This window comes from Vibrio maerlii (assembly GCF_003415655.1).
Lineage (GTDB): Bacteria > Pseudomonadota > Gammaproteobacteria > Enterobacterales > Vibrionaceae > Vibrio > Vibrio maerlii.
In genome coordinates this window covers 202,333-228,608 of the sequence record NZ_QRHC01000007.1, presented here as the reverse complement: position 1 = coordinate 228,608, position 26,276 = coordinate 202,333, and the positions used below count along the sequence as shown (strand labels likewise).

Genomic DNA, 26,276 nt, shown 5'->3' with positions numbered 1-26,276 from the left:
AAGGATCAAGTGTGTATTATTATGATCCGGCGCACAGAACAAGGCTTAAAGAATGACGTTAGATGAGATAGCAAAACTAGCAGGAGTCTCTAAGACCACCGCTAGTTACGTGATAAATGGTAAAGCTCAGAAGTACCGGATCAGTGAAAAAACGCAAAGAAAGGTGATGGCAGTTGTCGAAGAGTACAACTACAAGCCAGACCTGGCGGCATCTGCACTTCGTGCCGGAAACTCTCGATCGTTTGGTTTGATCATTCCGGATCTTGAGAACACCAGTTACGCTCGTTTAGCAAAACTGTTAGAGCAAAACTCTCGTAAAGCCGGCTTTCAGATTCTAATTGGTTGTTCAGATGACGAACCAGAGACGGAAGTTAAAGTTGCAGAAGCACTGATCAGCCGCCGTATTGATGCCTTATTTGTCGCGAGCTGCTTACCCAATGCCAATGAACATTACCTGAAGCTACAAAACTCAGGAACGCCAATCATCGCGATTGACCGTCCGCTTAACGATGAACACTTCAGCTGTGTATTAAGTGAAGATTTTGATGGCGCTTACAAGCTCACTGAATCCGCAATCAATATTTGGGTTGAAAGTGTTGGGCTCATCGGTGCACTACCTAATCTAAAGGTCTCTCAAGAACGAGAGCAAGGGTTTAAAGCATTGTGTAAGAAGAAGGAAGTCTCAACACAGGTTGTTTACGGTGAGCACTTCTCTCGAGAAGAAGGAGCCAAGTTAGTCAGCCAATGGATTGATGACGATAACTTACCCAATGCGATCATTACCACCTCCTATACCTTATTAGAGGGTGTCATAGATGTATTACTCAAACATCCTTCGCAAATGGATGATATCAAGCTTGCCACCTTTGGCGACAACCGATTACTCGACTTCTTACCTTGTAAAGTAAACTCTCTACCACAGCAGTTTGAGCTGATTGCCGATAGCGCGATGGCGCTCGCGTTGAATGCGTCGGCAAAGCGTTATGAGGCTGGGGTAGAGCTGATTCCAAGAAAGATTGTTATACGAAATTAAAAAATTGAAATGCCGGTAAGCTCTTTTAATGCGGTTGAGCTCCTGCATGCAAAGACCCGGCAAGTTGCTGGGTCTTGTACATAAGAGTGAGCTCTATCGATTGTTTAGACTTGCATGAAAGGAGCTTCAGAAGCTTTCAGGCGCTTCACTGTTGCTTTCACGCTACCCGTATCAACAGAAATACCACTCGCATCAACAGCTGTGAATACTCGACCCGTCATGACCGCTTCACCACCATTGATAAAGACTTCAATCGATGAAGTATCAGCCAAGATACGCAGGCTCACTTTATCTGAATCAAGAATGACTTCACGCACGGTATCTTGAGCACGATTCAAGGTTTGGCTGCGATCTAGGATTAGACGCTTGGTTTCATAATCAGCTTTAAGCGTCACCTTGTGTTCGCTGCTCTCAAATAGGTTAAGTGTTTGACCCCACTCAAGTTCAAGCTCAAGATCAAACGACTTTCCTTGCGCATCAAAAGCATCTTGAGTCAGCATAATCTGTTGAGTTTCACTAACCAGCGAATCATGCTCGGCAATTGGCCATTGAATCAACTTACCATTTTCAAAACGCATTTCGCGCATTGTCGTCAGTTGATGAACCCAACCATTGTCTGTGCTTGGTTGGTCTATTTCATCAGGAAGCCCCATCCAACCGCACATAACACGGCGACCATCAGGCGTCAGCATCGTTTGAGGTGCGTAGAAATCGAAACCGTAATCTAGATGCTCGAACTCAGACACACTAAAACCGAAGCCTTCAGTCCACTGAGATTTAGCAATACCATTATGATGAGGAATCGTATTGTGTTGTGAGAACGACTCAATGCCCTGTGGACCGAGAACAGAGAACATCTGACCATTCAGCTCAAACATATCAGGGCATTCCCACATGTAGCCGAAATCGCCCAATTCATCACCATACAGAGAGTCAAACTCCCAACTTTTCAAATCATCTGATGTATAGACGACAAAGCGACCTTTGAGCTCGGTCGTTTGAGCACCAAGTAACATCAACCATTTGTCGTTGTGGCGAAGTATCTTTGGATCACGCACATGTTCTGTTGTACCTGGTGGCAGCTCACCGACCACAGGGCCGTGCTTTTCAAAGTTGATGCCGTCTTTAGACGTCGCCAAACATTGCGTGGTATGGCGATCACGCTCAGGCCCGATACGGGTGTTGCCGGTATAAAACAGCATCAACTCTTCGCCCATACTCAGCGCATGACCAGAGAAAACGCCGTGGCTATCAAACCAATCAGATGGAGTAAGTGGAATCGGCTGCCACTCCCAGTTAATTAAGTCTTTACTGGTCAAATGCGCCCAATGCTTATCTTTGTGTACACAAGCGTATGGATACCATTGGTAGAACATATGATATTGACCATCATGAAAAACAAAGCCATTTGGATCATTTAGCAAACCTTGAGGCGGTGATATATGCCATTGAGGACGGTACTCACACTCAACAGGGTCAGAGAAAGACTCAATCTGTTGAAGTTGTTGAGAAGCAATTCTCTTACCTACACATAGAAGCATGTCGTTCGTCACAGATTCAGGACGAGTGAATACCACTTGAGTTTCGCCAAGAACATCTTGAACAGTGTCGATTGACTCACTTGTTGCAATAAGTTGTGAATTTTTCACAGCGAAGATAAGTTGATCACCAGGAACTAGCACACGAGTGATATTCTCATTACCGCCACATAGGTCTATATACTTCTCAATGGACATTATGTTTACTCTGCGTTTGTTGGAAACTGATAGTTGGGAACGTTTGCAAATCTACAGAAATCAAATGAGGTCTGCAAGTACAACACGACACCCCATACCTTAATCGCGTGATCGAGCGCACAAAAAAGCCCGCATAGCGGGCTATTCAGGTTATTATTTCGTTTGACGTCTTCAAAAGGAAAGCTATGGGCTAGCAGGTTTCTCGGTCGATATTCTGGAATGTCAGAACAATCTTGCTCATCTCTTGCGGCTTACCTTGAATTAGATCCAACAACACTCTCGCACCATTTTCGCCCGCTTTATCAAAGGCATAGCTAAAAGTAGATAAAGAAGGAGACGCAACAAATCCCAATTCATCGTTACCTACACCAAGCAATTTCAGCTTATCACCAACGTCAATTCCTTTTTCTTTCAGTGCCTTAAGAGCACCCACAGCGATTCGGTCCGTTGCACAGAAAATACCTTCGACATCAGGGAACTGTTCAATTAAGGCTTTGGTGCTCTCATAACCAGACTCGATAGTGAACTCACCGTGGCTATGAAACAGCAGTTCTGTTCCTTTATTCATTGAAATTGCTTGCTTCAAGCCGTCAGAGCGCAGCTTATCTACTGCGTAATCGCTCTCTGCTACCCCAACGAAACCTAGCTTTTTACACCCCGCCGCCATTAATCGCTTGCCTGCCTCGAAGCCTACTCGCAAGTCATCGTGGACAATGCTCGGGATATTGAACAGTGAACCATCTTGGCCCACTAACACCACAGGAGCATTGGACTTCTCAATAGCGTCCACTAACTCGGCATCAACATGTGTCGCGTAAAGGACAATCCCTTCCACTCGCTTTTGGTTAAATAGTTGAATATATTCAATTTCTTTAGAAGTATCTTGCTGAGTACTCGCTAAAAGCACCTGCTTTCCAGCTTCCTCAAACACTCGGCTTAATCCATCGACGCCCTGTGAAGTTGCGTTCGAGGCGACACGAGGAACAATGATTCCAACTAGATTTGTCTTTTGTGACTTGAGATCTTTGGCAACCTGATTCACCACATAACCAACTTCTTTCACCGCAGCCATTACTTTGACTTTAGTTGCCTCTTTCACGCCATACTCGTTATTTACCACGCGAGATACAGTCGATTTTGACACTCCAGCCAGTTTTGCGACGTCATGTAAGCTAGCCATCTACATTCACTTCTATAACTTATTGGTAAGGTTTGCAAAAATATCAAAATTCCAGCTCAAATTCACCGTCAACACGGCAGAGAACCACATAAAATTGACGATCAACATCACAGAATTCTATACATACCTTTGACGACCGTTCGGTATTTTTGAAAAATCCACCTCGCAAACGTTCCCAAAAGTATTCAACACCTTTTTCGAACTAAACATTGAAAATACAAAAAACAACAACCGGGGTTTGGAATGAATTATCCTGTTATTGCAAAACAACTGCTTGAGCTTCTAGGTGGTAAAGACAACCTACAAGCGCTTGCGCACTGTGCTACACGCCTTCGTTTGGCGCTAAAAGACGAATCAATTGTCGATGAAGATGCAATTGCTGACCTTGATGGCGTGAAAGGTCAATTTAAGGTTGCGGGTCAGTACCAAATTATCTTTGGTTCAGGCATCGTAAACCAAGTACATGCTGAGCTGAGCAAACTCACGGGCATGTCAGAAATGACTAAGTCTGAAGTCGCTTCTGCAGGTGCACAGAAACAAAACGTTGTTCAGCGCGCAGTAAAAGGTCTTTCAGATATCTTTGTACCGATTATCCCAGCGATCGTTGCAGGCGGTCTGTTGATGGGTATCTTCAACCTGCTAACTGCACAAGGTTTATTCCTTGAAGGTCAATCACTGATTGATGCAAATCCTGGTCTTGCCGATCTTGCTAGCATGATCAACACCTTTGCCAACGCACCTTTTGTTTATCTTCCAGTTCTATTGGCATTCTCTGCAAGCAAGAAGTTTGGCGGTAACCCATTCTTGGGAGCGGCACTTGGTATGCTAATGGTTCACCCTGACCTACTAAACGGCTGGGGCTTCGGTGGTGCAAGCGTTGCAGGCACGATCCCTACTTGGAATATCTTCGGTTTTGAAATCCAAAAAGTAGGTTACCAAGGCTCTGTACTCCCTGTTTTAGTATCAGCATTCATTCTCGCGAAAGTAGAAAATGGTCTACGTAAAGTTATCCCATCGGTACTGGATAACCTGCTCACACCAATGCTAGCTATCTTTATTACCGGTTTCCTAACATTCACATTAGTGGGTCCATTCACTCGCGATATCGGCTTTCTACTGGGTGACGGTCTTAACTGGCTATACGACTCTGCAGGCTTCATTGGTGGTGCACTGTTTGGTTTGATCTACGCACCATTCGTAATCACGGGCATGCATCACAGCTTCATCGCTATCGAAACTCAGCTGCTAACCGACATCGCGGTAACTGGTGGTACGTTCATCTTCCCAATCGCCGCAATGTCAAACGTGGCTCAAGGTGCCGCATCACTTGCGGTTGGTTTTACGACGAAAGACACGAAACTAAAAGGTATCGCGATGCCTTCTGGCGTCACGGCACTGCTTGGTATTACAGAACCTGCAATGTTCGGTGTAAACCTAAAACTGCGTTACCCATTCATAGCAGCGATCATCGGTGCAGCATCAGCAAGTGCATTCGTGACTCTGTTCCACGTGAAAGCTCAAGCACTAGGTGCCGCTGGTCTACCAGGTATCATCTCAATTGTTCCAGGCAAACTAGGCTTCTTTGTTGCAGGTATGGCAATCGCATTTGGTGTCGCATTCGTGCTAACGCTAGTACTATCAGCAAACGAGAAACGCAAAGCTAAACTGGCTACAGCGTAATAGAACCTTAAAAAGTGAGTTCCGAGTAACGAAGCGCCTACGATGAAAATTTTGGGCGCTTCTGAGCTCGGGTGCGCATAATGCTTCAGGTTCAGATAAATAGGGTTTTGCTGTTTATTATTTTAAGCACGGCCTAGTTTACTTTCTTGTTTGCTCTCTAACATTTTAAGGTCCGCATTGATTATCGCGTGTTCAAAGTCTTTTCTGTTAGTGAATAAACAATACCCAGGAGCAACCGAGACACCTTCATCAATAAATGGCAACTTACTACTCGACTGAAGAACCAAAGCGTCGGCTATTTTTTCATAGATCTTAACCGCTCCCTCTTCATCGCAATGCTTTAGTACGACCACGAATTCATCTCCGCCCATACGTATCACGCTATCTTCTCTACGAACACAGCTCTTGATGACATCACAAATCATCTTAATCGCGAGATCACCATAGTCATGCCCGTAATTGTCATTGATCATTTTGACATTATTGCCATCCAGATAAAGAACAATACCGCCTTGGTCCAATGAAGCGTCCTTCATCAAAATTAAATCAATGTAATCCCAATTAAACACTCCCGTAAGATTGTCCGTTATAGAACGCTCTGTTTTCTCTCTTATAAGCTCATTCTTGGATTGTAAGTTGAGCACCATGTAAAAAATGATGGAGATGAATAACCATGCTGCGAAGGTAATTGGGACTATTGTATGGAGCGGAGCGAAGAGTGCGTGTCTCTCAATGAGGACATAGTCAAACCGAGAAGGTTGAAAAAATACAACGTCACTATATCGGTTTAAAAAAGAGGTGTGGTCATTGGCATTTAGCTCGATAAACCTAAATGGCGTGTCCCCAAACTTGATACTGTCGATATTCACTGACAAGCCTCGTTATAAAACAACTGATTTGCCATGTAATGCTTAAGCTAACCTACACCGGTAGAGCGAGGCTATTAACTCGTTTAGAGCATTTTCGTATTTGACGACGGTCAGCATACCTCTGAACAAAAGCCACTCACGATATTGTGAGTGGCTTTCTCGTTTATTGCATCTCGCCTTTCATACGACGTCTAATTTAACGCTTTATCTAGAAATACAGTGCAACCGTTCCGCAAATAGCAAGAAGCAGAGTCGCGTACCAGAACATTTGAACTTTCGAGTCCAGTACATAAATATTGATGTAGTTGAGCTCATCTTTTGCCGTTGTCGCAAACTCTTCGTAGCTCACCGCCAATGCTTGACCTACATTCTGTTGAGCCTTACGCATGTTCTCGTAAGCAATGCCAACTAGGTTGTAGTCTTCGTGCGAATCTTTAGGCAGCTGTTTTAAGCTGTCCCAAACCATCATTCGAGAGTGATATTCATCATCACTCACACAATTACGAACTCGCAAATCATATTCACGTTCACTACGCTCGCGCATCATACGCTTTGGGCATAAGTTGATTAGTTCTTTCAAAAGAATTACTCCAAGTACTCATCATAGTAAGCTGGGTTAAGCCCCAAACTGTGGTAAAATACTCAAAGGACAAAGCGGGCTTAGCTTTATGATGCGCCGCAGTTTAGTAGTGAGGATACTTATCAACAAATCATGATGTTTGTCGATAAAACAAAAAAGGCTGATGTAAACACACCAGCCTTCGAAATCATTCACAATGAATATTAAAACTTGTAGTTCGCACCTACAGAAACAAATAAGAAATCAGAGTCGTAATAGTTGATGTTTGAGTCGATTTTATTTGCACCCATCAAAGTCACTAGACCCCAATCTTTTGCACCGAAGATCTCTGCGTATTCATAAGCGAAGAATAAGCCGTATTGCTTGTCTTCACGTGTCACGTCATATAACGGGTTAACCGCATCATAGTCACGCTTGCGAGCATCCAGCGTCACCGCATAACTATGGTGGCCAATAACTTTCGCATAAGAGATTTCAGCTTTGTATGAATCATAAGAGAGCGCTTCACCATCGGCATCAGACTTCGCATAGGTGAAAGACGGTCTTACTGCGCCCATCTTATTTGGTAAGAAGTACAGGTAATCAACTTTCATGCTCGCGTACTTGCGATCGCGCTGCAGAAGCTCGGCCTCTTCTGCTGTTAACACTTCACCATCTGTTGCGATAATTTCCGTTTGCGCATCTTCACCAGAGTTATCTTCATCAACTTCAGCAACACCAAACCCAAAATCAACACCAAACGCCGACCCCATTAAATGGTCAACTTTAATGCGACCCGCATTTCCTGAAAGATCAGTCTTTTTACGGTTCTCATTGATTGCGTATGGATCGGCCCAAACTTCGGTAGAAACCAGTGTTGGTAAGGTTGAGAACGCAACAGTTGTACCGTCTTTAAACTGATAGCGATAACCCAGTTCAAACGCTAGAGAACCCGTCGCGATCTCTTCGCGAGAAGTACCCAAGAACAGTTGATGATTAAGCTTGCTACCGAAAGTGTAATCTACGTTACCCAGTAGGCCAGCGATACCGTCACCATCAACCTCGTTATTCGCTTCGTCACTAGACTCGGCTTTCGAAGTAATGTCCTGCTGATAAGCACTGTGGTTGGTGCTGAAGTTATTGGTATCTCGGTAGTAACCTGCGAGTAAGTTCACTTCACCAGAAAAGCCTGTTTCTGGAGCCAAAGCGGCGATTGAAGAACCGGAGACTAGGCTAAGAGAAATAATTGCTGCACTGCTGTATTTATTCATTGTGTTAATTGGCTGCTGTTTACTTGGAATCGTTGAATTTGCAGTACTTTAACAGCCTGATATTTATTCAATACCGGAAAACTACTGCAAAAATAAAAAGGTGCTCCAAAGAGCACCTTCAAATGCGAAGTAAGAATTTAATTAAAAGAAGTAATAAGCGTTAGCAAAGACGTAAGTTTCTTCATCATTGCCTGCTTCAACGTCGATATCTTGGCGAATATCCATCCCCATGCTGATGACGTCAGTCGGGTTATATTTAGCTGCGATGTTTACATAACTCGCTTCAATATCTGATTGACCATCTTGTTCTTCTTTTGCATAAGCGTAGCCCATCGCAAGCGTTAGTTGTTCATTCAGAGCGTATGCAGAAGAGACGTAGTAGCCCGTTTCTATGAAGTCTGTTGTATTACTTTCAACATCAGACTGACCATTTTCTTGCCATGCATTCATGCCAAGTTGGAATTGTCCAAAGGTTGCGTTCCCAGTGATTGTCGCTAGGTCATAGTCAGCATCATCACGAGCTTCGTAACCTGCATAAACATTAAACACTTCATGTTCGAAACCCAGGTAGCCATTGACACCCTTATCAGCGTCAGAGTGTGTTTCGTCTGTTTCAAAATACGAAAGGCCATAAGCAATCCCTGATGTTGAGCCTTGGAACTTCACAACATTGAATGCGTCAGATGCGTCATCAACAGACGTACCAAACTCATGTGTAAAGTCACCAGCACCATCAACAGCATCTAAAGCGGTGTCATTTTCCCAACCAAAAGAAGCAACACCGTAACCTGTATCAATACCGAACCAAGCTTTATCAATATCTGTGTTCAGATCTGTCTCTGACGGGAATGGTGCATCCTCATCGGTGGTGTAGTTCAGCTCAAGGTCAGCTTCAACATAGCCAACTAAACGGTTGTTGCGATAATTTACAGCTAGCGTTAATCCCGTTGCCCAATCATCGTAGATAGCTTTGGATTTAGTATCGTAATAACCACCTAGGCCAAAAGCACCAGATACAGAGAACTGATCTTTATGAACCGGATCAAACTCGAACACTGGCTTGCTATTTTGAGAAGTCGTGTCTGCAGCGAATACAGCCGAAGAGATAGCAGCGATGCTCAGTGCAATAATGGTCTTTTTCATGATGTGCCCTTTATTCGTTTCTTAACGTATTAATTACCAAGCGTGTTTGCTTAGTAAGTGGGCGTATTATGTGGAGAGGCTCACAATTAAAATACGGAAAAACTACTGCATCAATATAGATTTAACAAAATTAAGTAAATTTACTTAAAAGAACATCATTGAATTAAATTTAACACCAAGAATAAGGGGTTTAATCTACTCAAAAAGACAAAATCAGTATAATTACTGCATTTGAATTTTGGATTTATAATTTGTTTATTTAAATATTTTTCCTGATATTATCTAAAACAGTTAAATAATAATTAAATATTCAGTTGAATTTATAACGAGCAACGCAATGAACTCTTTATCTACATTAAGCCTAACGGCTAAGGAAACCATTAAACGCAACATACTTAGAGGAATACACCAGCCTTCTGAGCATCTAGCCGTTTCAAAGCTAACAAAAAGATATGAAATAGGGGCTTCTCCAATGCGTGAAGCGCTATTTCTTCTCGACAAAGAAGGCTATGTCACCATGGAAGCGAACAGAGGCTGTTATGTAACCCCCCTCACTTTCGATGAACTGGAAGACGTAAAAGAGTCACTGTTGATTACGGGGAACATAGTCATCGCTAAGGCCATAGAAAACGCTGACGAGAACTGGCAAATTGCTCAACTAAAGTTTTGTAATCAATTGAATCAAATAAAAAATCCAATTGGTGGTGAAGGGGATATGATTGACACGCTCATTCAGTTTTATAGCTCACTTCTCACCAACCACAAAATGGCGTCTATGGCAGACTTTCTTATGCGTTTGATTAATCGCTTTGCAAGATATGTTCATACCTTCGTTTCATATGAAGATGCAGAGCGTTTTCTTGAATTAGATAAAATGCGCAACATTTCAAATCTTAGCCTTACTGGCGATAAGAAAGCAGCCATCGCATACTTTGAAGCACACCTAGAAACATTAGTAGAACACGTGCGCTTCGGTATGCTCAAGAGAATCGGCGAGGAAGGTTTAACGGTATAAACTGGAAATAACGTTGAAAATCAGATTTACGTTAAAAACCCTAGCACAAGCTAGGGTTTCTTATTTGTGCCCCACTAAAAACCACTCACCAAACTGCCATAATGGGAATATCAAAGAGCAAACCAGAGTTTAATCCAGGTCCTTCTGCTGTTTCGAGCCACTTCCCCAGCTTGGTTTTGATATTTCGCCTGTTGCCAGCGCCCTATAAGCACATCAGAGCTACTACCCTCCGTTTGCCTGTTGTTTAATGTCGCTTCTAACAGTACCAGCTGCTTATTTTGTTGTCTTTTTCGATACAATAATGCCTCAGCTCTTGCATCTTCTCTTTTCCATACAGATAGAAAAAACAGCCAACCGATAGGCAATGCTTGTTTCTGAGCTAAAGTTTGATATTTATTGATGCTAAGAATAATCAATACAATGAGAGCTAAGCTACCGACTAATACCCCACTCAACACCATCCAGTGCATACGAATATAACTTGCTGTCGTGTGCTTAATATCAAGCTGGACCCCGCCTAAAACGACTGTCTTTGCTACATCTGCCGATGGAGACCAAATAGAGAGTTCATTATCGGGAATCTGAACCTGCCCCGCATCGTTAATGACGTAAATTTCTTTATCTATGCGACTAGCACTGTATACACCGCGATTTTGTGTATCTTGATATTGAGACGATTCTGTATATTTAATGATCTGCGAGGATTCAAATTCTGGCAACAGCTTTGGAATCAAGGTAGCCGTCGCGTTATCAATAGAGTAGGTTACGGTTCGCTCGATGGCATCCCCTACATGCAGCTCTAATTCGTCCAGATGGCTAAACTGTTGAGGTTCACCATTCGTCGGAATATGAGTCCAAACCTGAGTGAATTTTGAGTTCTCACCAACAATCCAATTCGCATCCTCATTAACAGCTGTCATTGCTTCAACATCGAACTCAAAAGGCTGAGTAATCAATTGACCAGCAACATTACCTTCGTCTCCCCTTACCGCAAGGTCAATCACAATGCTAGGGACATAAAAGCGCCCTTCTTCTAAAGGGTAAACCACCATCTCCCACACCTGCTTTGAATATTTGCGGCCGTTCGTTCTTTCTATAGAGTTGGTAGCAAATGAAGAACGCTGCATCACCAAAGCATTATGTACATCAAAGCGGTGAACTCGGGTGCCTTTGGTGAACCAGGTATCGGTCATCACCTCTATATTCACGACCACTTGCTGATTGGGAACGATTGTCGTTGTTGGTGCTATTGTCGCGTTCACAACCACACGTTTTTGTTGAGATAGTTGCATCAGTTGTTCTTGCTGACTGGTACTTGCCCATGCGATGTTCATTGTACTGACTAGCAAAGCAACAAAGGCAACAACAGATTTATTCAGTGTTTTCATGACTAATCCTCATTGCCTATGGTAAACGACTCAATTCAACGTCTTGTGAGTCGTACCCGTTCGTACCCACCCCTTTTTCTAATTGAAGGTAAAACTTATTCGAAAGAAAGGGGGCTAGATTGGTTTCTACTCGGTTCATCCACTTGTCATTCATCGCTTCACTGTTCAAAATATCTGTAGCCGAAAGTTTTTCTGCCAGAATCTGATCTTGCTGTACTAACTGCTCAACACCATCTGACTTTTTCGGTTTGTCACCCAATTCTTTACTTTTTTGTCGCTCATTGCTTTTCGCTTGGCCTTCGCTGAACTTATTGATGTATTCGACAATTTTTAGTACGACGTCAAGGTTGGCTTTTACGGTTGCATTTTCTGGGTAGTGGACTTGCATTGATTGATACCAATCTCGCGCTTTTACATATTCCTTTTGTCTTGCTAAAGAAGCGCCGACACCAAGTTGAGCATCTAAAGTATCAAGTCTGAGGTAATAATTTTTCGCCAACTCATATTCACCAGCCTGATAGTAAGACTCCGCTTTCCAATGATAATCCTCAAAGGTTTCTGCTGCTTGGAGATACTCTTCATTGTTATATAAGTACTGCCCCTGCTGATCTTTACTCAACCACAGATCAAAGAAAACGAAGTCCCCGGCATAAGTAGATTCAGAGTGAAAGGCAGAAAACAACACCACCAACGGCAAGCACCACTGTACGACCCAGCCTTTACGTGCCCAGAGCAAATAGATCGGAACCATTAACCAAACCACCATGTAACCTGAATCAAGCCAGGGCTCGGATTCTTCACCATTCAGCTGAGAGCTTGCTGATACTTTTTTCAATAATTGAGTGATATCTGAATCATCGGATTCAAAGCGAACATACTCCCCGTCTATCGTACTCGCGAGCCGCTCCAAGCTGTCTTCATCCAATGGCATTGCGGCTTGACGCTTATTTGACCCGATTCCCCAGATTAAAAGTTGATGTTCTGTTTCAGTAAAATATTGTTGCCAGCTATCAAACTGATTGACGTTAACGGCATCAGAAACAAGAAGCACCGTTGCATTACTGGGGTGATTACGTAATAACGAACTGACCACAGAAAGCGAGTAGTGTTCAAACTTGCCCTCTCGAGGCATCACATCAGGGTGTATACCATCCAATAATGGCTTAAATACCGCCTTATCTTTCGTCAAGGGCATCGCAAGATGTGCACTGCCCGAATAAACCACTAATGAGGTTAAGCCTGCGTTGCGCTGTTCAATCAATTGATTGATCTTTTGCTTGGCTCGATATAGTCGTGACGGCGCGATATCATTTTGCAACATAGAATCTGACACATCGAGAATCACCACCAAAGCAGAGTTGTCTTCACTGATTGGCGATACCTGACGCTGCCAGCTTGGTCCTGCAGCCACTATAGCCGCTAAGACACCCAGCAATCCGAGTAAAATAGTAGGAGTATTGCGTCGCCAACGCCCATGACCAACCAATAAAGCACGCCTAAGGTGGGAGGGAATAGCTTTAACATCACTCGATAATTCACTCCCTTGCTTCAACTTATAGGCAATGAGTAACAGAAAGGGCAACAATAGCAGCAACCATTCCGGTCGCATAAAGTGAAATGCTTCCATCAAACTTGTGCTCCTATTTTTGGTCTATTGCGTCTAATGCTCATAACAATCACAAAGCAGAGGTGAAGCAAAAAAATGGCGATCACTGGAATGTAGTGAAGAGATACGCTCTGTTGGTAGGTAAAACTCTCAAACAATTTAGGCTCCAACTCATCCAGCACCACATAGATATCGTTTAATGACTCAGCAGACATCGCTAAGAAAGCTTCGCCACCTGTTAACGCAGCCGCTTGATTAATGACATCCATATCAATCGCTTCATCGCCGGATGAGGCCAAAGAACCCATCGCTACCATATGAACACGAATTCCTTTTGCGGCTGCAACCTTGGCAGCATCAATAGGAGGAACCAAACTGTCGGTATCATTGCCATCGGTGAGCACAATCATCACTTTTTCTTGATTCGAAGAGTCACCGCTTTCTTCTAAGAAGGTTTTAATACCCAAACCGATAGCGTCGCCTAGACTGGTGCTTTCACCGGCCATCGCGACTTCAGTTTGATGGAGAAGCTCCAGCCAAGCTGCGTGATCAAGTGTGAAGGGGGACTGCAAAAATGCCGAATCGCCGAACAAAATAAGGCCCAACCGATCCCCTTCCCGTCTCTGACTAAAAGACTTAAGAACCTGTTTTGCGCTGTCTAAGCGGGTTTGAGGTTGGCCAAATTCATCCGTGAAATCTTGCGTCACCATCGAACCCGAGAGATCGACCACCAGCATAAGGTCGCGACCTGATCGCTCGTAGGTTTGTGGGTCTAACATCCACACCGGCTTGGCGGCAGCAAGCACTAACATCAACCAACCAAAAGCAATGATTGCTTTTTGTGGACGTATCACTCTTGCTGTCTGCGCACCCGGCTGTGGTTTAATCCCTAACTCATTCACTAACACATTGAAAAAAGGCACTTTAATTGCCTGCTGTCGTGAAAGGTAACTAGGAGCTAGCTTGTACACAAATAAGGGCAAAGGCAATAACCACAGGGCTTCAAGTACTTCAAAGGAAATCATTTCAACTCCTTAGTGTGATGCTTTACCCAGGTATGAATCGCATCAATAAGCTCATTTAACTGGTGTGAGTCCCAATTCTCATGAGCTGGGTTATATAAGCTACGCTGCCATACAACAAACAGAGGCTGTTTGAAATCAATTTCGTTGCAAGTGCGATCAAGGACCTCAAGCCAATCGCGGTCGTACACACTTGCTATTTCTAGATTTGGGTATGCTTGCATCGCTGTGTGCTTTGCGATTTGATTCAGCTGTTGAAGTGTTATTTGAGGCTCATTTAATACCTGACAGTCAAAGGTTAATTGTTTGAGCTGTCTAATCGCCTCACGCCGGTACCCCTGCTGTTTGAATTCTAACCACGTGCGATAACACCAAAACGAAACCAATAAACAAAACGCTACAGCCACGACCTTCCATCCCGTGGTTTGTGGCATCCAAGAAATTGCAGTAGGAGATAGTGGATCAATAAAGTGTTCTAGAAGGCTGTTGTTAGACACGGCGATTCCCCATCATTTGTTGGATAAGGTCACGCTGATGAGTACCTGTAGTGGAAAGCTCAATCATTGGAAAACCATTAGCCGCAAACAGAACCCTTAAACGATCCGATTTTTGATTGTGCTCTTGGTTATAACGAACCAATTGTTCAGCGTACTCGTCGCCCAATAACACTTGGTGGTCACCATCACTCATTAACAAAGACTCAGAAGGATTAAGATCCATTTCCAGAGGATCTCTAATTGCAACACCCAATACATCATTGTGTTGCTTTAGCCACTGCAGTTGCTTTATTGTGCTTTCTTGCAGATTATAGAAATCTGTCAGCACAATAATCAGAGCCCCTTTTGGCTTCATGATGGCAATGTCTTTTAGCGCTTTTTCAATTTGCGATTGAGGACTTGAATCAACACGACCCTGCGCGGATAAAGACTGATTCATCTGTTCTATTTTACCTAGTATCTGGTAAATGTGGTCACGGCTACGACGTGGTGGGAACAAATCAATAGATTCGTCGCCGACGAGTACGGCGGCCAATCGGTCACCACTTTTTACACAGCTGAACGCACATGCAGCGGCGACTTCAGCACTCACCACTGATTTCATTGTGTCGACCGAAGAGAAAAACATGTTAGAGCCTTGGTCAACAACCAAGTAAACGGGACGATCTTTTTCCTCCGAGAATACTCTTACATAAGGCTCCCCAGTCCGTAGAGTCACCGCCCAATCGATATTGCGTGTATCATCGCCCGCTTGATAATGACGAAACTCTTCAAAACTCAAGCCACGCCCACTAAAACTGGAAAAATGCCTACCGACTAACCGAGACCCGAACTTGGCGCTCGGTGGCAGCACCAATTGCTGAGCAAGGTGCTCCGTTTTGAGTAACGCTTGTAAGTCACTGTAGACCCTTGAATCGACATGATCTTTTGACATCAGTACGCCTTATGCCAGCGGCACCACTTTCAACAACTCATCTACGACATCGGCCTTTGATACGCCAGAAGACAGCGCCTCAAAGCTCAACGAAATTCGGTGACCAAGCACTGAGTGAGCAACGCTTCTCACATCGTCAGGTGTGACATAATCACGCCCCTGAAGCCAAGCGTGCGCACGGCTACAATTATCCATTGCAATAGAGGCGCGAGGACTGGCTCCGACCAATAGCCAGTGGCTAAGTTGACTATGAGGAAAAGTTTCCGGTTGCCTTGTGGCATGCGTCAAAGAAGCAATATAGGTATCGATAGATTCTGAACAGTAAATGCATTTCACTTGCTGTTTTGCTTGACGGATATCATCAACACTTAATTCCAAAGTACTATTGTTAGTTGAGTGATTATCGATTGTTTGTTTACCACTGCTAGGCAGTTCTCCTAATGCTTCTTGACGAACCAGACGGATAATGTCCATCTCTGACTCTAGCGTTGGGTAGTGCACATCGACCTTCATTACGAAGCGATCCATCTGCGCTTCAGGCAATGGGTAGGTTCCCTCTTGTTCGATTGGGTTTTGCGTTGCAAGCACCATAAATGGTTCAGGCAGAGAAAGGGTTTGACCATTAGTCGTTACCGTACCTTCTGCCATCGCTTCAAGCAATGCTGCTTGCACTTTCGCTGGTGCGCGGTTGACCTCATCGGCAAGTAATATTGAGCTAAAGATCGGGCCAGGTTGAAACTTCAACGTACCGGTGTCTTTATCATAGACATTTGCGCCGGTGACATCAGATGGAAGCAGATCTGGAGTAAACTGTACGCGTTTGAAGTCAATATCTAATGCCGTTGCAAGAGACTTCACCGAACGCGTTTTTGCGGTTCCCGGCAAACCTTCTAGCAGTACATGACCACCCGTTAAAAGTGCAATCACCAATGATTGTGTCAGGTGCTCTTGCCCTACCACACTTTGATTCACCGTTTTTATTAGGTTTGATACGGATTCCAAACAACGATTTTCAGTCATAATCTGCCTTTACTGATACGAAGAAACTAAATCTTGGACAATGTACGCTGGAGCGACTAGCTCTAGTTCAGCAATACAAGTTGAAGCGTCATCTTTAATAGCCAGCAAGATGTCGCATTTTGCGTACAAATGAGTCGGGTCTTGAGAGCCTTGATAAGCGATATCAAAAAGTTCAGTTGCACGTTTCGGTTGGGTGTCACGTATCGCTGTCGCTAACGTATAAGCATACGTAGAATTCAATGGAGACAATGAGTGCGCCATTTCAAAGCTGCTCTGTGCCTTCTGGTACTCTCCAAGCGAGTAATTCAACTTGGCTATCTCATAGTAAAGGCTAGACTCGCTTGGATGCACGACTAGCGCCTCTTCCAGTGTTTGTCGTGCTACTTCGCCACCTTGACTTTGTAGTTGAATCTTTGACAAGCCAATAATCACACGCATATCTTCACTCGAATGATTCAGATTGATAAGGCGTTCTTCAGCTGCGTTTAAATTACCAGTAGCATGTTCGACCCACGCGAGTTCCAGCTCACTCTCGACACTTTTCGGAAGATTTTTTTCCAAATGTTCAATCGATTTTTCTAACGATAATCTCATCGGCTTATCAAACTCTTGCCAATGAGGAAGCAATGAAAAGATCGCGGCTTTCTGTACGGATAGATCAACATCTGTAGTCAGTGGGTACATCAAGTCCCATTTACCAATCACAGACCAATGTGCCGCCGCATCAATGGCTGCCACGCGCATTCTTGGCGCAATCTCGCGCGAGGCGCGGCTCACAGCGATTAACGCATTTGGTCCATCAAAGCCACGTAATGCGCGAGTTGCATCAACCCTTAAATCTAAAGGTTGATTAGTATCCTGAGACCAGCTTGCCAAGTCTTTTTCACTGGTAACCGGGGCTTCAGCTGCCGCTAGAAAATCAGTAAAAAACACCGAAAACAGTACGATAAATAGGACTCTCAACACGGTTATGCCTCTACATAGAATCTAACTGTTTTTTAGAATCAAAGCTCATTTTAGAATCTAGGTTCTTTTTAGAGCCTGAATGTTTTGCGAGGTCTGAGGGCTTTGCGGAATCTGAGTGCTTTGCAATCAATGCTTCCAAACTCATCGCATAACCGTGAGCTAAATAGATATCGACTGTTGGTTCGAGATCTTGCTTCGCTAACCATAGGTTTAGTGCAACCAATAACTCATCAAATTGAGCGTCATCCGATTGATTCAAATAACCTAAATAATTAAGATCCTTTGCTAAATCCGAATACGCAATAGTAGGCAATTTTAAGTCTTTAAAATGAGGCTGAACCGACATCGAAAACGCTTCTTCCGCGGCTTTTGCACGATAGTATCCTGCCTTATAGAAATCCAGTTCTTCACCACATTTGGGGTCATCTGGATGCTTTTGACACAGGTTGAAAAACACGGCGTAATCACCATAAGCTTTTGCCTTGTAGTCGAAAGCTTTGTCGTTAAATTGTTCGATAATTGGTTTATCAAAGAAGTTCACTGAATCGTGTTCTGCCACAACTTGTGATTCCCCACCGGCAATCACATTGGAGCTCATCACCATTAGTAAAACGATTTTTGTTAGCTGGCTCATTGGTCGTTTCATCTCAAACCCTATTTAAGCTGATATTTCATTGCGTGTGAGTTAATACCCTTATGTACCGGGTAACCCATTGTGGAGACGATCATTGATACATAGGGATCAATATGGGTGAAGAACTGCTTCCAGCCCGCACACAAGTAGTTCAAGCCAGCTTCTCCCGCAAGCGTCTTAGTGAAGCGGTTCTTTGGACACTCGCCATAACAAGCAAACTGGTAGGTACACTCACGACACTGCGAAGGCAGGCTAGCCTCCTTCTCTTTACCAAAGGTCTCTTGCCCTTGTGAGAACTGCATGTCTTCTAGCTCAGAATCATGAATGTTGCCGAGTTTATATTCAGGATAAACATAATGGTCACAAGCAAATACATCGCCATTATGTTCAATCGCTAACCCCTTCCCACACATTGGTGCAAGGGTACAAAGTGGATTAACACGCCCCATCCAGGTTTCTACACACGCTTCAAAGTACGGTACATTTATCTTGCCAATATCGTTTTCTAACCACTCATCAAAAATGGTGCACAAGAAGTTGCCCCACTGAAATGGTGATACACACCATGCTTCAACGACAGAGTTAGGGTGATTCGGCTCGAGCTCAGGCATACCTTGAAATAAAATTTCGTCCTCGCTCCAGCGCTGTGGTGCAGTATCTCGGAACGATTTTGGCTCAACAATTGGGATAAATTGCATCTGGGGAGAACGTACTTCATCACGTAAGAAACGATAGACTTCAAGTGGATTGGCACCCGTCAAGTTGTTGACACAGGTTAACGTTGCAAAGTTCACGTTGTACTTATGCAGGATATCCAAACCTTTCATCGTTTGCTTGAACGTACCACGGCCCGATCGATTAGTACGGTATGCATTGTGGATCATCTCTGGCCCATCAATACTCAACCCAACTAAGAAGTTATTCTTACTCAGGAACTTACCCCACTCATCAGTAAGAAGAGTGCCGTTGGTTTGCAGGTTATTTTCAATCGTTACACCTTTAGGGCAGTATTTCTTCTGTAGGCGTACGACGTCACGGAAGTAATTCACACCCAACAGCGTCGGCTCACCGCCTTGCCAGTGGAATACAATCTCATGATGATTTTGCTGTTCGATGTATGACTTAATGTACGTCTCTAACATCTCTTCAGACATACGACTGCCACATCCTGTTTCGTGGCCAAGAAGCTCTTCCTTGCTCAAGTAGTAACAATAAGTGCAGTCGATATTACATGCAGAACCGATTGGCTTTGTCATAATATTCATGCGCTTAGATGGCATATTTGGCTGATAACTACTTAGCTGGATACTCATAGGGACTCCCATTCTCGATTTACACTAATAGTATGAAGAGGGCGGTTTTGAGTAATCAGTATTTATACTGCTTATGAAACCAATTTATTTAGCGCAAAAAAAACCACACCCTAAGGTGTGGTGAAAATACATCTAAAAATGAATATTCCGAGTTTGCTTAAATAATTAAGCAGAAAGAATGACACTGGAAGTGATATTTCGGTGTCATTGTGTAACGAACTTATTATTGATTAACTCACTCTATATCCATAGCGTAAAACTACTGCAATTATTGATACTCAGGTAAATTATTTTGAGCAATAAAAAAGAGGCAAGCGAATGCTTGCCTCTTTGGTTACTCATTCCCGATAAACGAGTTTATATTATTGATATTGAGCGCGTTGCCAGATGTTCATTTTCTCAACGATTTGGTCGATTGAGAATGAGCCCGGTACTTGACGTGGTGGGAACTCTTGGAACGTCTGTAGGAACTGGAACGTTTGAGCAGCACCCATGTACATCATTGGCAAGTGCTCTACGCGCCAGTTTTGGTAGCCAGTACTTTCATGCAGTGCAATCTCGTACGGGTCTTGACGTAGGTTGAAGATATACGGGAAACGTAACTCTTCAAAAGAACATGACCAAGTTTCAATACCGTGACAGTTGTTCACTGTGTACATTACTTTCCAATCACCAAAGCGGATTGCAGAGATGTCACCGTTATCTGTCGCATAAATAAAGTTCTTACGTGGCCAATCTGGGTTGTTATCAGCCGTTGTATTCTTACCTTCACGTAGCTCAGGCATTAGGTTGTAGCCGTCAAGGTGAACCTTGTACTCTTTACCGTTAAGCTTAGTACCTTTCTTCAGCTTCTCAGCCAACTTAGGCTCACCTGCTGCTGCAACAAATGTTGGCGCCCAATCTAAGTGTGAAGCGATTTCATTCGCAACGCTACCTGCTGGGATCTTGTCCGGCCAACGCATCATCGCTGGTACACGGAAACCACCTTCCCAAGTAGAGTTCTTCTCACCGTAGTAGCGTGAAGTACCGCCGTCTGGCCACCCCCATTTCTCTACACCGTTATCCGTAGTGTATGAAACGATGGTGTTGTCAGCGATTTTAAGCTCGTCTAGTTTGTCTAGCAGTTGACCAACCATGTTATCGTGCTCAACCATGCCGTCGCCGTATAGACCACCACGCTTAGAGATGCCTTTTGACTCCTCTTTTAGGTGAGTCCAAACGTGCATACGCGTTGAGTTGTACCATACGAAGAATGGTTTTTTCTCTTTATGTGCGCGATCGATGAAGTCTAGAGCTGCTTCTAGAGTCTCTTCATCTACCGTTTCCATGCGTTTGATAGTTAGTGCACCAGTATCTTCGATGCGACCGTCAGCGTAAGAATGAATTACACCACGAGGGCCGAATTTCTTCTTGAACGCTGGGTTTTTAGGGTAATCTGGATGCTCTGGCTCTTCCTCAGCATTCAGGTGGTATAGGTTACCGAAGAACTCATCAAAACCGTGCTCTGTTGGCAGTTGTGAATCTAGGTCACCTAGGTGGTTCTTACCGAACTGACCTGTCATGTAACCCTTGTCTTTCAGCATTGTCGCAATAGATGGATCTTCAGGTTTCATGCCTTGTTTCGCACCAGGCATACCAACCTTAGTCAAACCTGTACGGATTGGGTGTTGGCCTGTAACGAAAGATGAACGACCTGCTGTACAAGATTGGTCACCGTAGAAGTCAGTGAATAAGACACCTTCGTTTGCAATACGGTCGATGTTTGGAGTCCAGTGACCCGCTTGACCGCGAGTGTACGCAGAGATGTTATCAATACCAATGTCATCACCCCAAATAGCAAGGATGTTTGGACGTTCAGTATCAGTAGTAGCAAAACTAGCCATAGAAGTCGCGGTTAAAGCCGCACCCATTGCTAGCTGTAGAAATGTTTTTTTCTTAAACATAGCTCAGACCTAATTGTTGTAAGGATATTTGAATCGGGAGCTATTATTTGTGAATAATTTAAAATGGTAAGCAGTACATTTACTGCAACACAAAAAGTTAATTTAAAAAGTTGACCTAAATCATTACATATTAGAGATGAGAGAGTAAGCGCGTTTAATTAAATCTTCGCTATCTTTCTCGCAAGACCCCGAAGTATTTATTTCTCCACTCTCCTCTTGATCAATTAGTTCAGAATTTTCCAACATACATCGATTCAATACACTTAATAACAAGGCTGATATTTCTTGGGATTGATCATGAGAGTATCCATACGCACGTAAGGATTTGAATGCCTCTTCTCTAATTTTTAATATTTCAAAATCATTCAACTTCATTATTGTTCATACTATAAATTATTATTTAATATCGAACCGAGCAGCGTAAATATTAATTACCATTTTTTATACGGTAGATTTACCGCATTAACTTCAGAGAGATTGACACCGGTGAATATCCCAAGGTACTTTAAGCAAGGAGCCTAAAAACGGGAATATTATGAAAACTGACAACATCACGAGCTTTTCTCAATTTGTTCAATCACAAATTCAAACCTTGACCACGTGTCAGGCTAAAGATTTTGATGAAATCTTCAAAGGTGTCGCGATTGGCGGGCTAGAGTGGTTTGGCCTCGACAGACTCACAATGTTTCCTAATTCAATGATACTTCTCAATGATGGTAAAACCGTCACTGTTGCTCGTTCCCATGTTCCCAAGGTTGACAAAAATAAGCTCGCTGTTGGTAACTTTCCTGACTACCTAAAGCTGTTACGTTCCAAATCAAGCTTCCAATTATTCAATAATCTTGAACTGGCTAATTCTCCGATTAGTACTTTACGAGTTCTTCATCAAGAAGGGGCACACTCACATATCATTGTGAAGCTAGAACTCTTTGGTCAAACATGGGGGGCGGTCAGCTTTTCGAGCTTTGATGAGCATCATCCAGGCTTATCACCGGAGCAACTAAACGAATTACGTGCCCTATGTAACATCTGGTTGGTGTATTGGCAGCACTCAAGCATGGCAAAAAGCTTAAGTGGAGGGGAAGATGCCATTGTTGATGAAGGTGAAAAGCTACTGAAACTCAGTAAAAAGCAGTGTTCTGTACTCTCGCTACTCGCTCAAGGACTCACAGCGAAACAATGTGCGGACAAACTCTTTTTAAGCCCTCGAACGATTGAATCTCACAAGTATCGAATGTTGGATATTTTAGAGTTGGATAACCATACTGAACTGGTTCAATTTGCGCTAAGAAATGGTCTTGGTATCGAAGAGTCTTAGCCACCTAAGCATGACATTCGTTATTGGGCGACCTATCGCCCAATAACATCAAACACCGTAAAATTACTCTATTAGCTTCCTACCCTCCCCCCGTATCCTCACCGCAACATTGACAGTTTGTCAAAACTTCAACGTTCTTAACGTGCTGCTAGTTGGGCCCATACGTTCACCTTTTAGTTTAATTTTCTAAAACGGTGCCTAACTCAAGCAACACCCTGATACCTATAAATCAACGGATACAAAAGCTATGTTGGAATACTTTGCTCTATTTTTGGTGTTCTTTGTCTTTTTGACGATTTTCTACGGAATTATCGTTATTCATGACATTCCTTATGAAATCGCACACAAACGCAACCACCCTCATCAAGATGCCATCCATGTTGCAGGCTGGGTAAGTTTGTTTACGTTACATGCGATTTGGCCTTTCTTATGGATTTGGGCAACCCTGTATAAACCAGGGATTGGCTGGGGTATGAGCAACCCAAGCCGAAGCGATACGACCATTTTGGAGCTAGAGCAGCTCAAACAAGAAATGGTAGAGCTTAAAGCGCAAATCAACGAAGACAAGAAGGATTAATATCATGGATATGCTAATTATTCTGACCTACACATCGATCTGTATCGCTATCTTTAAACTGTTCAAAATCCCATTAAATAAGTGGACTGTACCGACAGCGGCACTTGGTGGTGTAGCGATTCTAAGCACTATCATGATTGCGATGAACTTCAACCACCCTTATGCAAAGTTCTCAAAAGAGTATTTTGTTAGTGTGCCTATCATCCCTGAAGTTGGGGGCACCGTCGAAGAGGTGTTCGTTAAACCGAATGTGCCAGTAAAGAAAGGTGATGTTCTTTATACCATCAAGAACGAAAAGCAAGAGTTCGCACTCCTCAAGGCAGAAGCAGCGTTAGAAGAAGCGAAAACGTTAGCTTACCAAAATGAAGAAGCATTGCTGGCTGCTAAAAGCATTACCGATAAAGCACAAGCTGCGGTAAAACAAACAACAGCCAATCGTGATCGCACCTTAGCAACCTATTCTCGTTACAAAGAAGCGCACCAAAGTGGTGGTGATAATTCACCTTTCACTGAACAAGATGTTGATAGACAACAAGAGCTTTACAACGCTGCACAAGCTACATTAGATGCAGCAGAAGCTGCGTTAGAAGCTGCAGAAGCCGATGAACGTCGTGTTTTGCTTAGCACAACCTCAATGATCAATGGCCAAAATACGCGTGTTGCTCAATTATTTGAAGCAAAACGCCAGGCTCAATTAGACTTTGATAATACCGTTGTTCGAGCACCAAGTGATGGTGTAGCGACACAAATTGCCTTAGCACCAGGATTCCGTGTTACGACCTTACCGTTACGACCTTCGATGGTATTCGTACCAAGCAATAACAAGCGTCAAATCGCCGGTATGTTTTGGCAGAACTCGCTTCAGCGTATGAAGCCAGGCTTAGAAGCTGAAGTTGTTTTAGACTCTGCACCAGGCAAGATTTTTACAGGTAAACTTGTTCAGGTACTGCCTGCGATGCGCGAAGGTGAGATCCAAGCAAATGGTACTCTTCTTTCAGCACGTACTATTGCACAACACGGCTTTGCTGTTGGTGTGATTGAACTTGACCAAGACCTCGATGAATTTGATTTACCACTCGGTGTACAAGGTCAGTCTGTTGTTATCAACGAAAAAGGTGATATTTTACACACATCCATTGTACGACGCATTTTATTACGCATGATGTCGTGGCTAAAATACATCTGGCCAATTAAGTAAAACCCCAATAAATATTAAATGAGCCTGCTTATGCAGGCTCTTTTTATATTTGTCTACCCAAAGCGGTATTATTACTGCTTATCTTCGTAAATCGGTCATTTACACTTCCCCATAACCTCTTCTACAAACAATTTCGTGGATATAAAAAATGAAAAAGACTGCTTTGGCCCTACTGGTGGTATCAAATCTAGCTAACGCTAGTGGCACACTCATGCAAGAAGCAACCTATGCAAATGCTGGCGCTGCAGGTGCTGGTGACGGCGTTTACACCGAAACAGCAACCGCGGCTTATACTAACCCAGCAACTATGTCTCACATGGGTGAAAGCAAAACCACCATCAACACTATGTTGTTAGATTTGCACATGGATTACACCGATACCCCAGATGACAGCCTGTTAAACAAAACAGGGAAGGCACAAGGTGATGGTAGCGCGCACACCATCATGCCATCTATTGGTGTATTTCACGTTACTCAGCTTAACGAAGACGTACACCTTGGTCTTATGTTTGGCTCTATTGGCGGTACAGCCGTTGAATATGGTTCTGACTGGGAAGGTGCTATCGGCTTAGACGAAGCACTCGTTACCGCAGTACAATTCAATCCTGCATTAAGCTTTAAAGTAACTGACAAAGTCTCTGTGGGTATCGGTGCTCAGCTAAACTACGGTATCCTTGAAGCGAAAACGACTACCCTAGAAACCGACCTAGATGGTGACTTCGCTTGGGGCTTCAATGCCGGTGCCATGTACCAAGAAGAAGACTGGGCTGTAGGACTGAGCTACCGCTCTAAGTTAGAGCACGAATTTGATGTTGACGTTACTTCTGGTATTGAAAATCTTGAAACTCTAAGTACCGACCTTATATTCCCTACCACTGTTGATCTAAGCGGTAGCTATGATCTGAGCCCTCAGATAACCCTATTAGGTTCGGTTCAGTGGCACAAATGGAGTGACTACCCTGAGACACCTCTGTATGTAAATGGAAGTGATACCGCGCCTGTCGCCGTTAACCGTGACTGGGATGACGTGTGGAAATTCGCCATCGGTACCGACTACCAACTCAATGCAAACTGGGCACTAAAAGCCGGCTTCTCTTATGAGACATCACCACAAGACGACCCAACAAAGCAATGGGTTGACCTGCCTGTAGGTGAGCAATACCGCTACTCTGTTGGTGCTAGCACTCACTGGGACGACGTTCGTATCGATATGTTCTATGAATTTGCCGACCTAGGTACGGTCGATGTTGAAAGAACAAATGTTGATGTAACAGGTTCATTCGACGGCTACATTCACTTTATCGGTGCAAACGTAACCTTCTAATTCTGAGGCTTTAACGCTGAACTTTCGAGTTCAGCGTTTTGCTTTCGGGT

Annotated in this window: 24 protein-coding genes; 7 read left to right on the top strand and 17 right to left on the bottom strand. The window is 43.6% G+C overall.

Annotated elements, in window-relative coordinates; all coding sequences use genetic code 11:
- The first annotated feature begins 52 nt into the window (after positions 1-52).
- The gene (gene cra / locus DPF91_RS14115) at positions 53-1,033 is read left to right on the top strand and encodes a catabolite repressor/activator (RefSeq protein WP_117235072.1); all 981 of its coding nucleotides are present in this window, start codon (positions 53-55) and stop codon (positions 1,031-1,033) included.
- 104 nt (positions 1,034-1,137) lie between these two features.
- Here cra and DPF91_RS14110 read toward each other — a convergent pair whose 3' ends face one another.
- Together DPF91_RS14110 and DPF91_RS14105 are read right to left on the bottom strand one after the other, a co-directional pair.
- Positions 1,138-2,769 carry a glycoside hydrolase family 32 protein gene (locus DPF91_RS14110; protein ID WP_117235071.1) on the bottom strand — a complete coding sequence of 544 codons (1,632 nt, stop codon included), beginning with the start codon at positions 2,767-2,769 and terminating at the stop codon, positions 1,138-1,140.
- A 190-nt stretch (positions 2,770-2,959) separates the two neighbouring features.
- Positions 2,960-3,949, bottom strand: coding sequence for a LacI family DNA-binding transcriptional regulator (locus tag DPF91_RS14105; protein ID WP_117235070.1), 990 nt, complete (start codon positions 3,947-3,949; stop codon positions 2,960-2,962).
- A gap of 243 nt (positions 3,950-4,192) precedes the next feature.
- Between DPF91_RS14105 and DPF91_RS14100 the strand changes: the two genes are divergently transcribed.
- A complete protein-coding gene (locus DPF91_RS14100) occupies positions 4,193-5,629 on the top strand; it encodes a sucrose-specific PTS transporter subunit IIBC (RefSeq protein WP_117235069.1) in 1,437 nt (478 codons plus the stop codon).
- A 122-nt stretch (positions 5,630-5,751) separates the two neighbouring features.
- On the opposite strand, the gene DPF91_RS22280 is transcribed toward DPF91_RS14100, so the two are convergent.
- The 4 genes from DPF91_RS22280 to DPF91_RS14080 form a co-directional block, all read right to left on the bottom strand.
- The gene (locus tag DPF91_RS22280) at positions 5,752-6,276 is read right to left on the bottom strand and encodes a GGDEF domain-containing protein (protein WP_117235143.1); all 525 of its coding nucleotides are present in this window, start codon (positions 6,274-6,276) and stop codon (positions 5,752-5,754) included.
- A 430-nt stretch (positions 6,277-6,706) separates the two neighbouring features.
- Positions 6,707-7,078, bottom strand: a complete 372-nt coding sequence (locus tag DPF91_RS14090) for a thiamine-phosphate diphosphorylase (RefSeq protein WP_117235068.1) — start codon at positions 7,076-7,078, stop codon at positions 6,707-6,709.
- 203 nt (positions 7,079-7,281) lie between these two features.
- Positions 7,282-8,328, bottom strand: a complete 1,047-nt coding sequence (locus DPF91_RS14085) for a DUF2860 family protein (RefSeq protein WP_117235067.1) — start codon at positions 8,326-8,328, stop codon at positions 7,282-7,284.
- A gap of 141 nt (positions 8,329-8,469) precedes the next feature.
- On the bottom strand, positions 8,470-9,471 hold the full coding sequence (locus DPF91_RS14080; protein ID WP_117235066.1) for a porin family protein: 1,002 nt from the start codon (positions 9,469-9,471) through the stop codon (positions 8,470-8,472).
- A gap of 337 nt (positions 9,472-9,808) precedes the next feature.
- Between DPF91_RS14080 and DPF91_RS14075 the strand changes: the two genes are divergently transcribed.
- Positions 9,809-10,486, top strand: coding sequence for a GntR family transcriptional regulator (locus tag DPF91_RS14075; protein WP_117235065.1), 678 nt, complete (start codon positions 9,809-9,811; stop codon positions 10,484-10,486).
- A 110-nt stretch (positions 10,487-10,596) separates the two neighbouring features.
- On the opposite strand, the gene DPF91_RS14070 is transcribed toward DPF91_RS14075, so the two are convergent.
- The 11 genes from DPF91_RS14070 to DPF91_RS14020 all read right to left on the bottom strand — a co-directional run bounded on the left by DPF91_RS14070 (position 10,597) and on the right by DPF91_RS14020 (position 22,184).
- Positions 10,597-11,874: a BatD family protein gene (locus DPF91_RS14070; protein WP_117235064.1), complete on the bottom strand. Its 1,278-nt coding sequence runs from the start codon at positions 11,872-11,874 to the stop codon at positions 10,597-10,599.
- A 16-nt stretch (positions 11,875-11,890) separates the two neighbouring features.
- Positions 11,891-13,501: a vWA domain-containing protein gene (locus DPF91_RS14065; protein ID WP_117235063.1), complete on the bottom strand. Its 1,611-nt coding sequence runs from the start codon at positions 13,499-13,501 to the stop codon at positions 11,891-11,893.
- The gene (locus DPF91_RS14060; protein WP_117235062.1) at positions 13,501-14,505 is read right to left on the bottom strand and encodes a VWA domain-containing protein; all 1,005 of its coding nucleotides are present in this window, start codon (positions 14,503-14,505) and stop codon (positions 13,501-13,503) included. Before DPF91_RS14060 ends, DPF91_RS14065 begins: the two co-directional genes overlap by 1 nt.
- On the bottom strand, positions 14,502-14,999 hold the full coding sequence (locus DPF91_RS14055) for a DUF4381 domain-containing protein (RefSeq protein ID WP_117235061.1): 498 nt from the start codon (positions 14,997-14,999) through the stop codon (positions 14,502-14,504). Before DPF91_RS14055 ends, DPF91_RS14060 begins: the two co-directional genes overlap by 4 nt.
- Entirely contained in the window at positions 14,992-15,933 is a 942-nt protein-coding gene (locus DPF91_RS14050; RefSeq protein ID WP_117235060.1) for a DUF58 domain-containing protein, read from the bottom strand. Before DPF91_RS14050 ends, DPF91_RS14055 begins: the two co-directional genes overlap by 8 nt.
- A gap of 9 nt (positions 15,934-15,942) precedes the next feature.
- Positions 15,943-16,953, bottom strand: coding sequence for an AAA family ATPase (locus DPF91_RS14045; protein ID WP_117235059.1), 1,011 nt, complete (start codon positions 16,951-16,953; stop codon positions 15,943-15,945).
- Positions 16,954-16,962: 9 nt separating this feature from the next.
- Positions 16,963-17,919 carry a tetratricopeptide repeat protein gene (locus DPF91_RS14040; protein ID WP_117235058.1) on the bottom strand — a complete coding sequence of 319 codons (957 nt, stop codon included), beginning with the start codon at positions 17,917-17,919 and terminating at the stop codon, positions 16,963-16,965.
- Positions 17,920-17,929: 10 nt separating this feature from the next.
- The gene (locus DPF91_RS14035; RefSeq protein ID WP_117235057.1) at positions 17,930-18,553 is read right to left on the bottom strand and encodes a hypothetical protein; all 624 of its coding nucleotides are present in this window, start codon (positions 18,551-18,553) and stop codon (positions 17,930-17,932) included.
- 20 nt (positions 18,554-18,573) lie between these two features.
- Entirely contained in the window at positions 18,574-19,866 is a 1,293-nt protein-coding gene (locus DPF91_RS14030; RefSeq protein WP_117235056.1) for an anaerobic sulfatase maturase, read from the bottom strand.
- A gap of 362 nt (positions 19,867-20,228) precedes the next feature.
- On the bottom strand, positions 20,229-21,809 hold the full coding sequence (locus tag DPF91_RS14025) for an arylsulfatase (RefSeq protein ID WP_117235055.1): 1,581 nt from the start codon (positions 21,807-21,809) through the stop codon (positions 20,229-20,231).
- Positions 21,810-21,932: 123 nt separating this feature from the next.
- On the bottom strand, positions 21,933-22,184 hold the full coding sequence (locus tag DPF91_RS14020) for a hypothetical protein (protein ID WP_117235054.1): 252 nt from the start codon (positions 22,182-22,184) through the stop codon (positions 21,933-21,935).
- 160 nt (positions 22,185-22,344) lie between these two features.
- Here DPF91_RS14020 and DPF91_RS14015 point away from each other — a divergent pair, with 160 nt between their 5' ends.
- The 4 genes from DPF91_RS14015 to DPF91_RS14000 all read left to right on the top strand — a co-directional run bounded on the left by DPF91_RS14015 (position 22,345) and on the right by DPF91_RS14000 (position 26,226).
- Positions 22,345-23,127 carry a response regulator transcription factor gene (locus DPF91_RS14015; RefSeq protein ID WP_117235053.1) on the top strand — a complete coding sequence of 261 codons (783 nt, stop codon included), beginning with the start codon at positions 22,345-22,347 and terminating at the stop codon, positions 23,125-23,127.
- 247 nt (positions 23,128-23,374) lie between these two features.
- Positions 23,375-23,704, top strand: coding sequence for a DUF3302 domain-containing protein (locus tag DPF91_RS14010; RefSeq protein ID WP_117235052.1), 330 nt, complete (start codon positions 23,375-23,377; stop codon positions 23,702-23,704).
- A 4-nt stretch (positions 23,705-23,708) separates the two neighbouring features.
- Positions 23,709-24,902 (top strand): HlyD family secretion protein, encoded by a 1,194-nt coding sequence (locus DPF91_RS14005; RefSeq protein ID WP_117235051.1) that lies wholly within the window; start codon positions 23,709-23,711, stop codon positions 24,900-24,902.
- Positions 24,903-25,050: 148 nt separating this feature from the next.
- Positions 25,051-26,226 (top strand): OmpP1/FadL family transporter, encoded by a 1,176-nt coding sequence (locus tag DPF91_RS14000; protein WP_117235050.1) that lies wholly within the window; start codon positions 25,051-25,053, stop codon positions 26,224-26,226.
- The last annotated feature ends 50 nt before the right edge of the window (positions 26,227-26,276 follow it).

Excerpts from the sequence above, each read along its gene's own strand:
- cra (WP_117235072.1), top strand. The coding sequence starts at position 53 with ATGACGTTAGATGAGATAGCAAAACTAGCAGGAGTCTCTAAGACCACC.
- DPF91_RS14110 (WP_117235071.1), bottom strand. The coding sequence starts at position 2,769 with ATGTCCATTGAGAAGTATATAGACCTATGTGGCGGTAATGAGAATATC.
- DPF91_RS14105 (WP_117235070.1), bottom strand. The coding sequence starts at position 3,949 with ATGGCTAGCTTACATGACGTCGCAAAACTGGCTGGAGTGTCAAAATCG.
- DPF91_RS14100 (WP_117235069.1), top strand. The coding sequence starts at position 4,193 with ATGAATTATCCTGTTATTGCAAAACAACTGCTTGAGCTTCTAGGTGGT.
- DPF91_RS22280 (WP_117235143.1), bottom strand. The coding sequence starts at position 6,276 with ATGGTGCTCAACTTACAATCCAAGAATGAGCTTATAAGAGAGAAAACA.
- DPF91_RS14085 (WP_117235067.1), bottom strand. The coding sequence starts at position 8,328 with ATGAATAAATACAGCAGTGCAGCAATTATTTCTCTTAGCCTAGTCTCC.
- DPF91_RS14080 (WP_117235066.1), bottom strand. The coding sequence starts at position 9,471 with ATGAAAAAGACCATTATTGCACTGAGCATCGCTGCTATCTCTTCGGCT.
- DPF91_RS14075 (WP_117235065.1), top strand. The coding sequence starts at position 9,809 with ATGAACTCTTTATCTACATTAAGCCTAACGGCTAAGGAAACCATTAAA.
- DPF91_RS14070 (WP_117235064.1), bottom strand. The coding sequence starts at position 11,874 with ATGAAAACACTGAATAAATCTGTTGTTGCCTTTGTTGCTTTGCTAGTC.
- DPF91_RS14065 (WP_117235063.1), bottom strand. The coding sequence starts at position 13,501 with ATGGAAGCATTTCACTTTATGCGACCGGAATGGTTGCTGCTATTGTTG.
- DPF91_RS14060 (WP_117235062.1), bottom strand. The coding sequence starts at position 14,505 with ATGATTTCCTTTGAAGTACTTGAAGCCCTGTGGTTATTGCCTTTGCCC.
- DPF91_RS14050 (WP_117235060.1), bottom strand. The coding sequence starts at position 15,933 with ATGTCAAAAGATCATGTCGATTCAAGGGTCTACAGTGACTTACAAGCG.
- DPF91_RS14045 (WP_117235059.1), bottom strand. The coding sequence starts at position 16,953 with ATGACTGAAAATCGTTGTTTGGAATCCGTATCAAACCTAATAAAAACG.
- DPF91_RS14035 (WP_117235057.1), bottom strand. The coding sequence starts at position 18,553 with ATGAGCCAGCTAACAAAAATCGTTTTACTAATGGTGATGAGCTCCAAT.
- DPF91_RS14030 (WP_117235056.1), bottom strand. The coding sequence starts at position 19,866 with ATGAGTATCCAGCTAAGTAGTTATCAGCCAAATATGCCATCTAAGCGC.
- DPF91_RS14025 (WP_117235055.1), bottom strand. The coding sequence starts at position 21,809 with ATGTTTAAGAAAAAAACATTTCTACAGCTAGCAATGGGTGCGGCTTTA.
- DPF91_RS14020 (WP_117235054.1), bottom strand. The coding sequence starts at position 22,184 with ATGAAGTTGAATGATTTTGAAATATTAAAAATTAGAGAAGAGGCATTC.
- DPF91_RS14015 (WP_117235053.1), top strand. The coding sequence starts at position 22,345 with ATGAAAACTGACAACATCACGAGCTTTTCTCAATTTGTTCAATCACAA.
- DPF91_RS14010 (WP_117235052.1), top strand. The coding sequence starts at position 23,375 with ATGTTGGAATACTTTGCTCTATTTTTGGTGTTCTTTGTCTTTTTGACG.
- DPF91_RS14005 (WP_117235051.1), top strand. The coding sequence starts at position 23,709 with ATGGATATGCTAATTATTCTGACCTACACATCGATCTGTATCGCTATC.
- DPF91_RS14000 (WP_117235050.1), top strand. The coding sequence starts at position 25,051 with ATGAAAAAGACTGCTTTGGCCCTACTGGTGGTATCAAATCTAGCTAAC.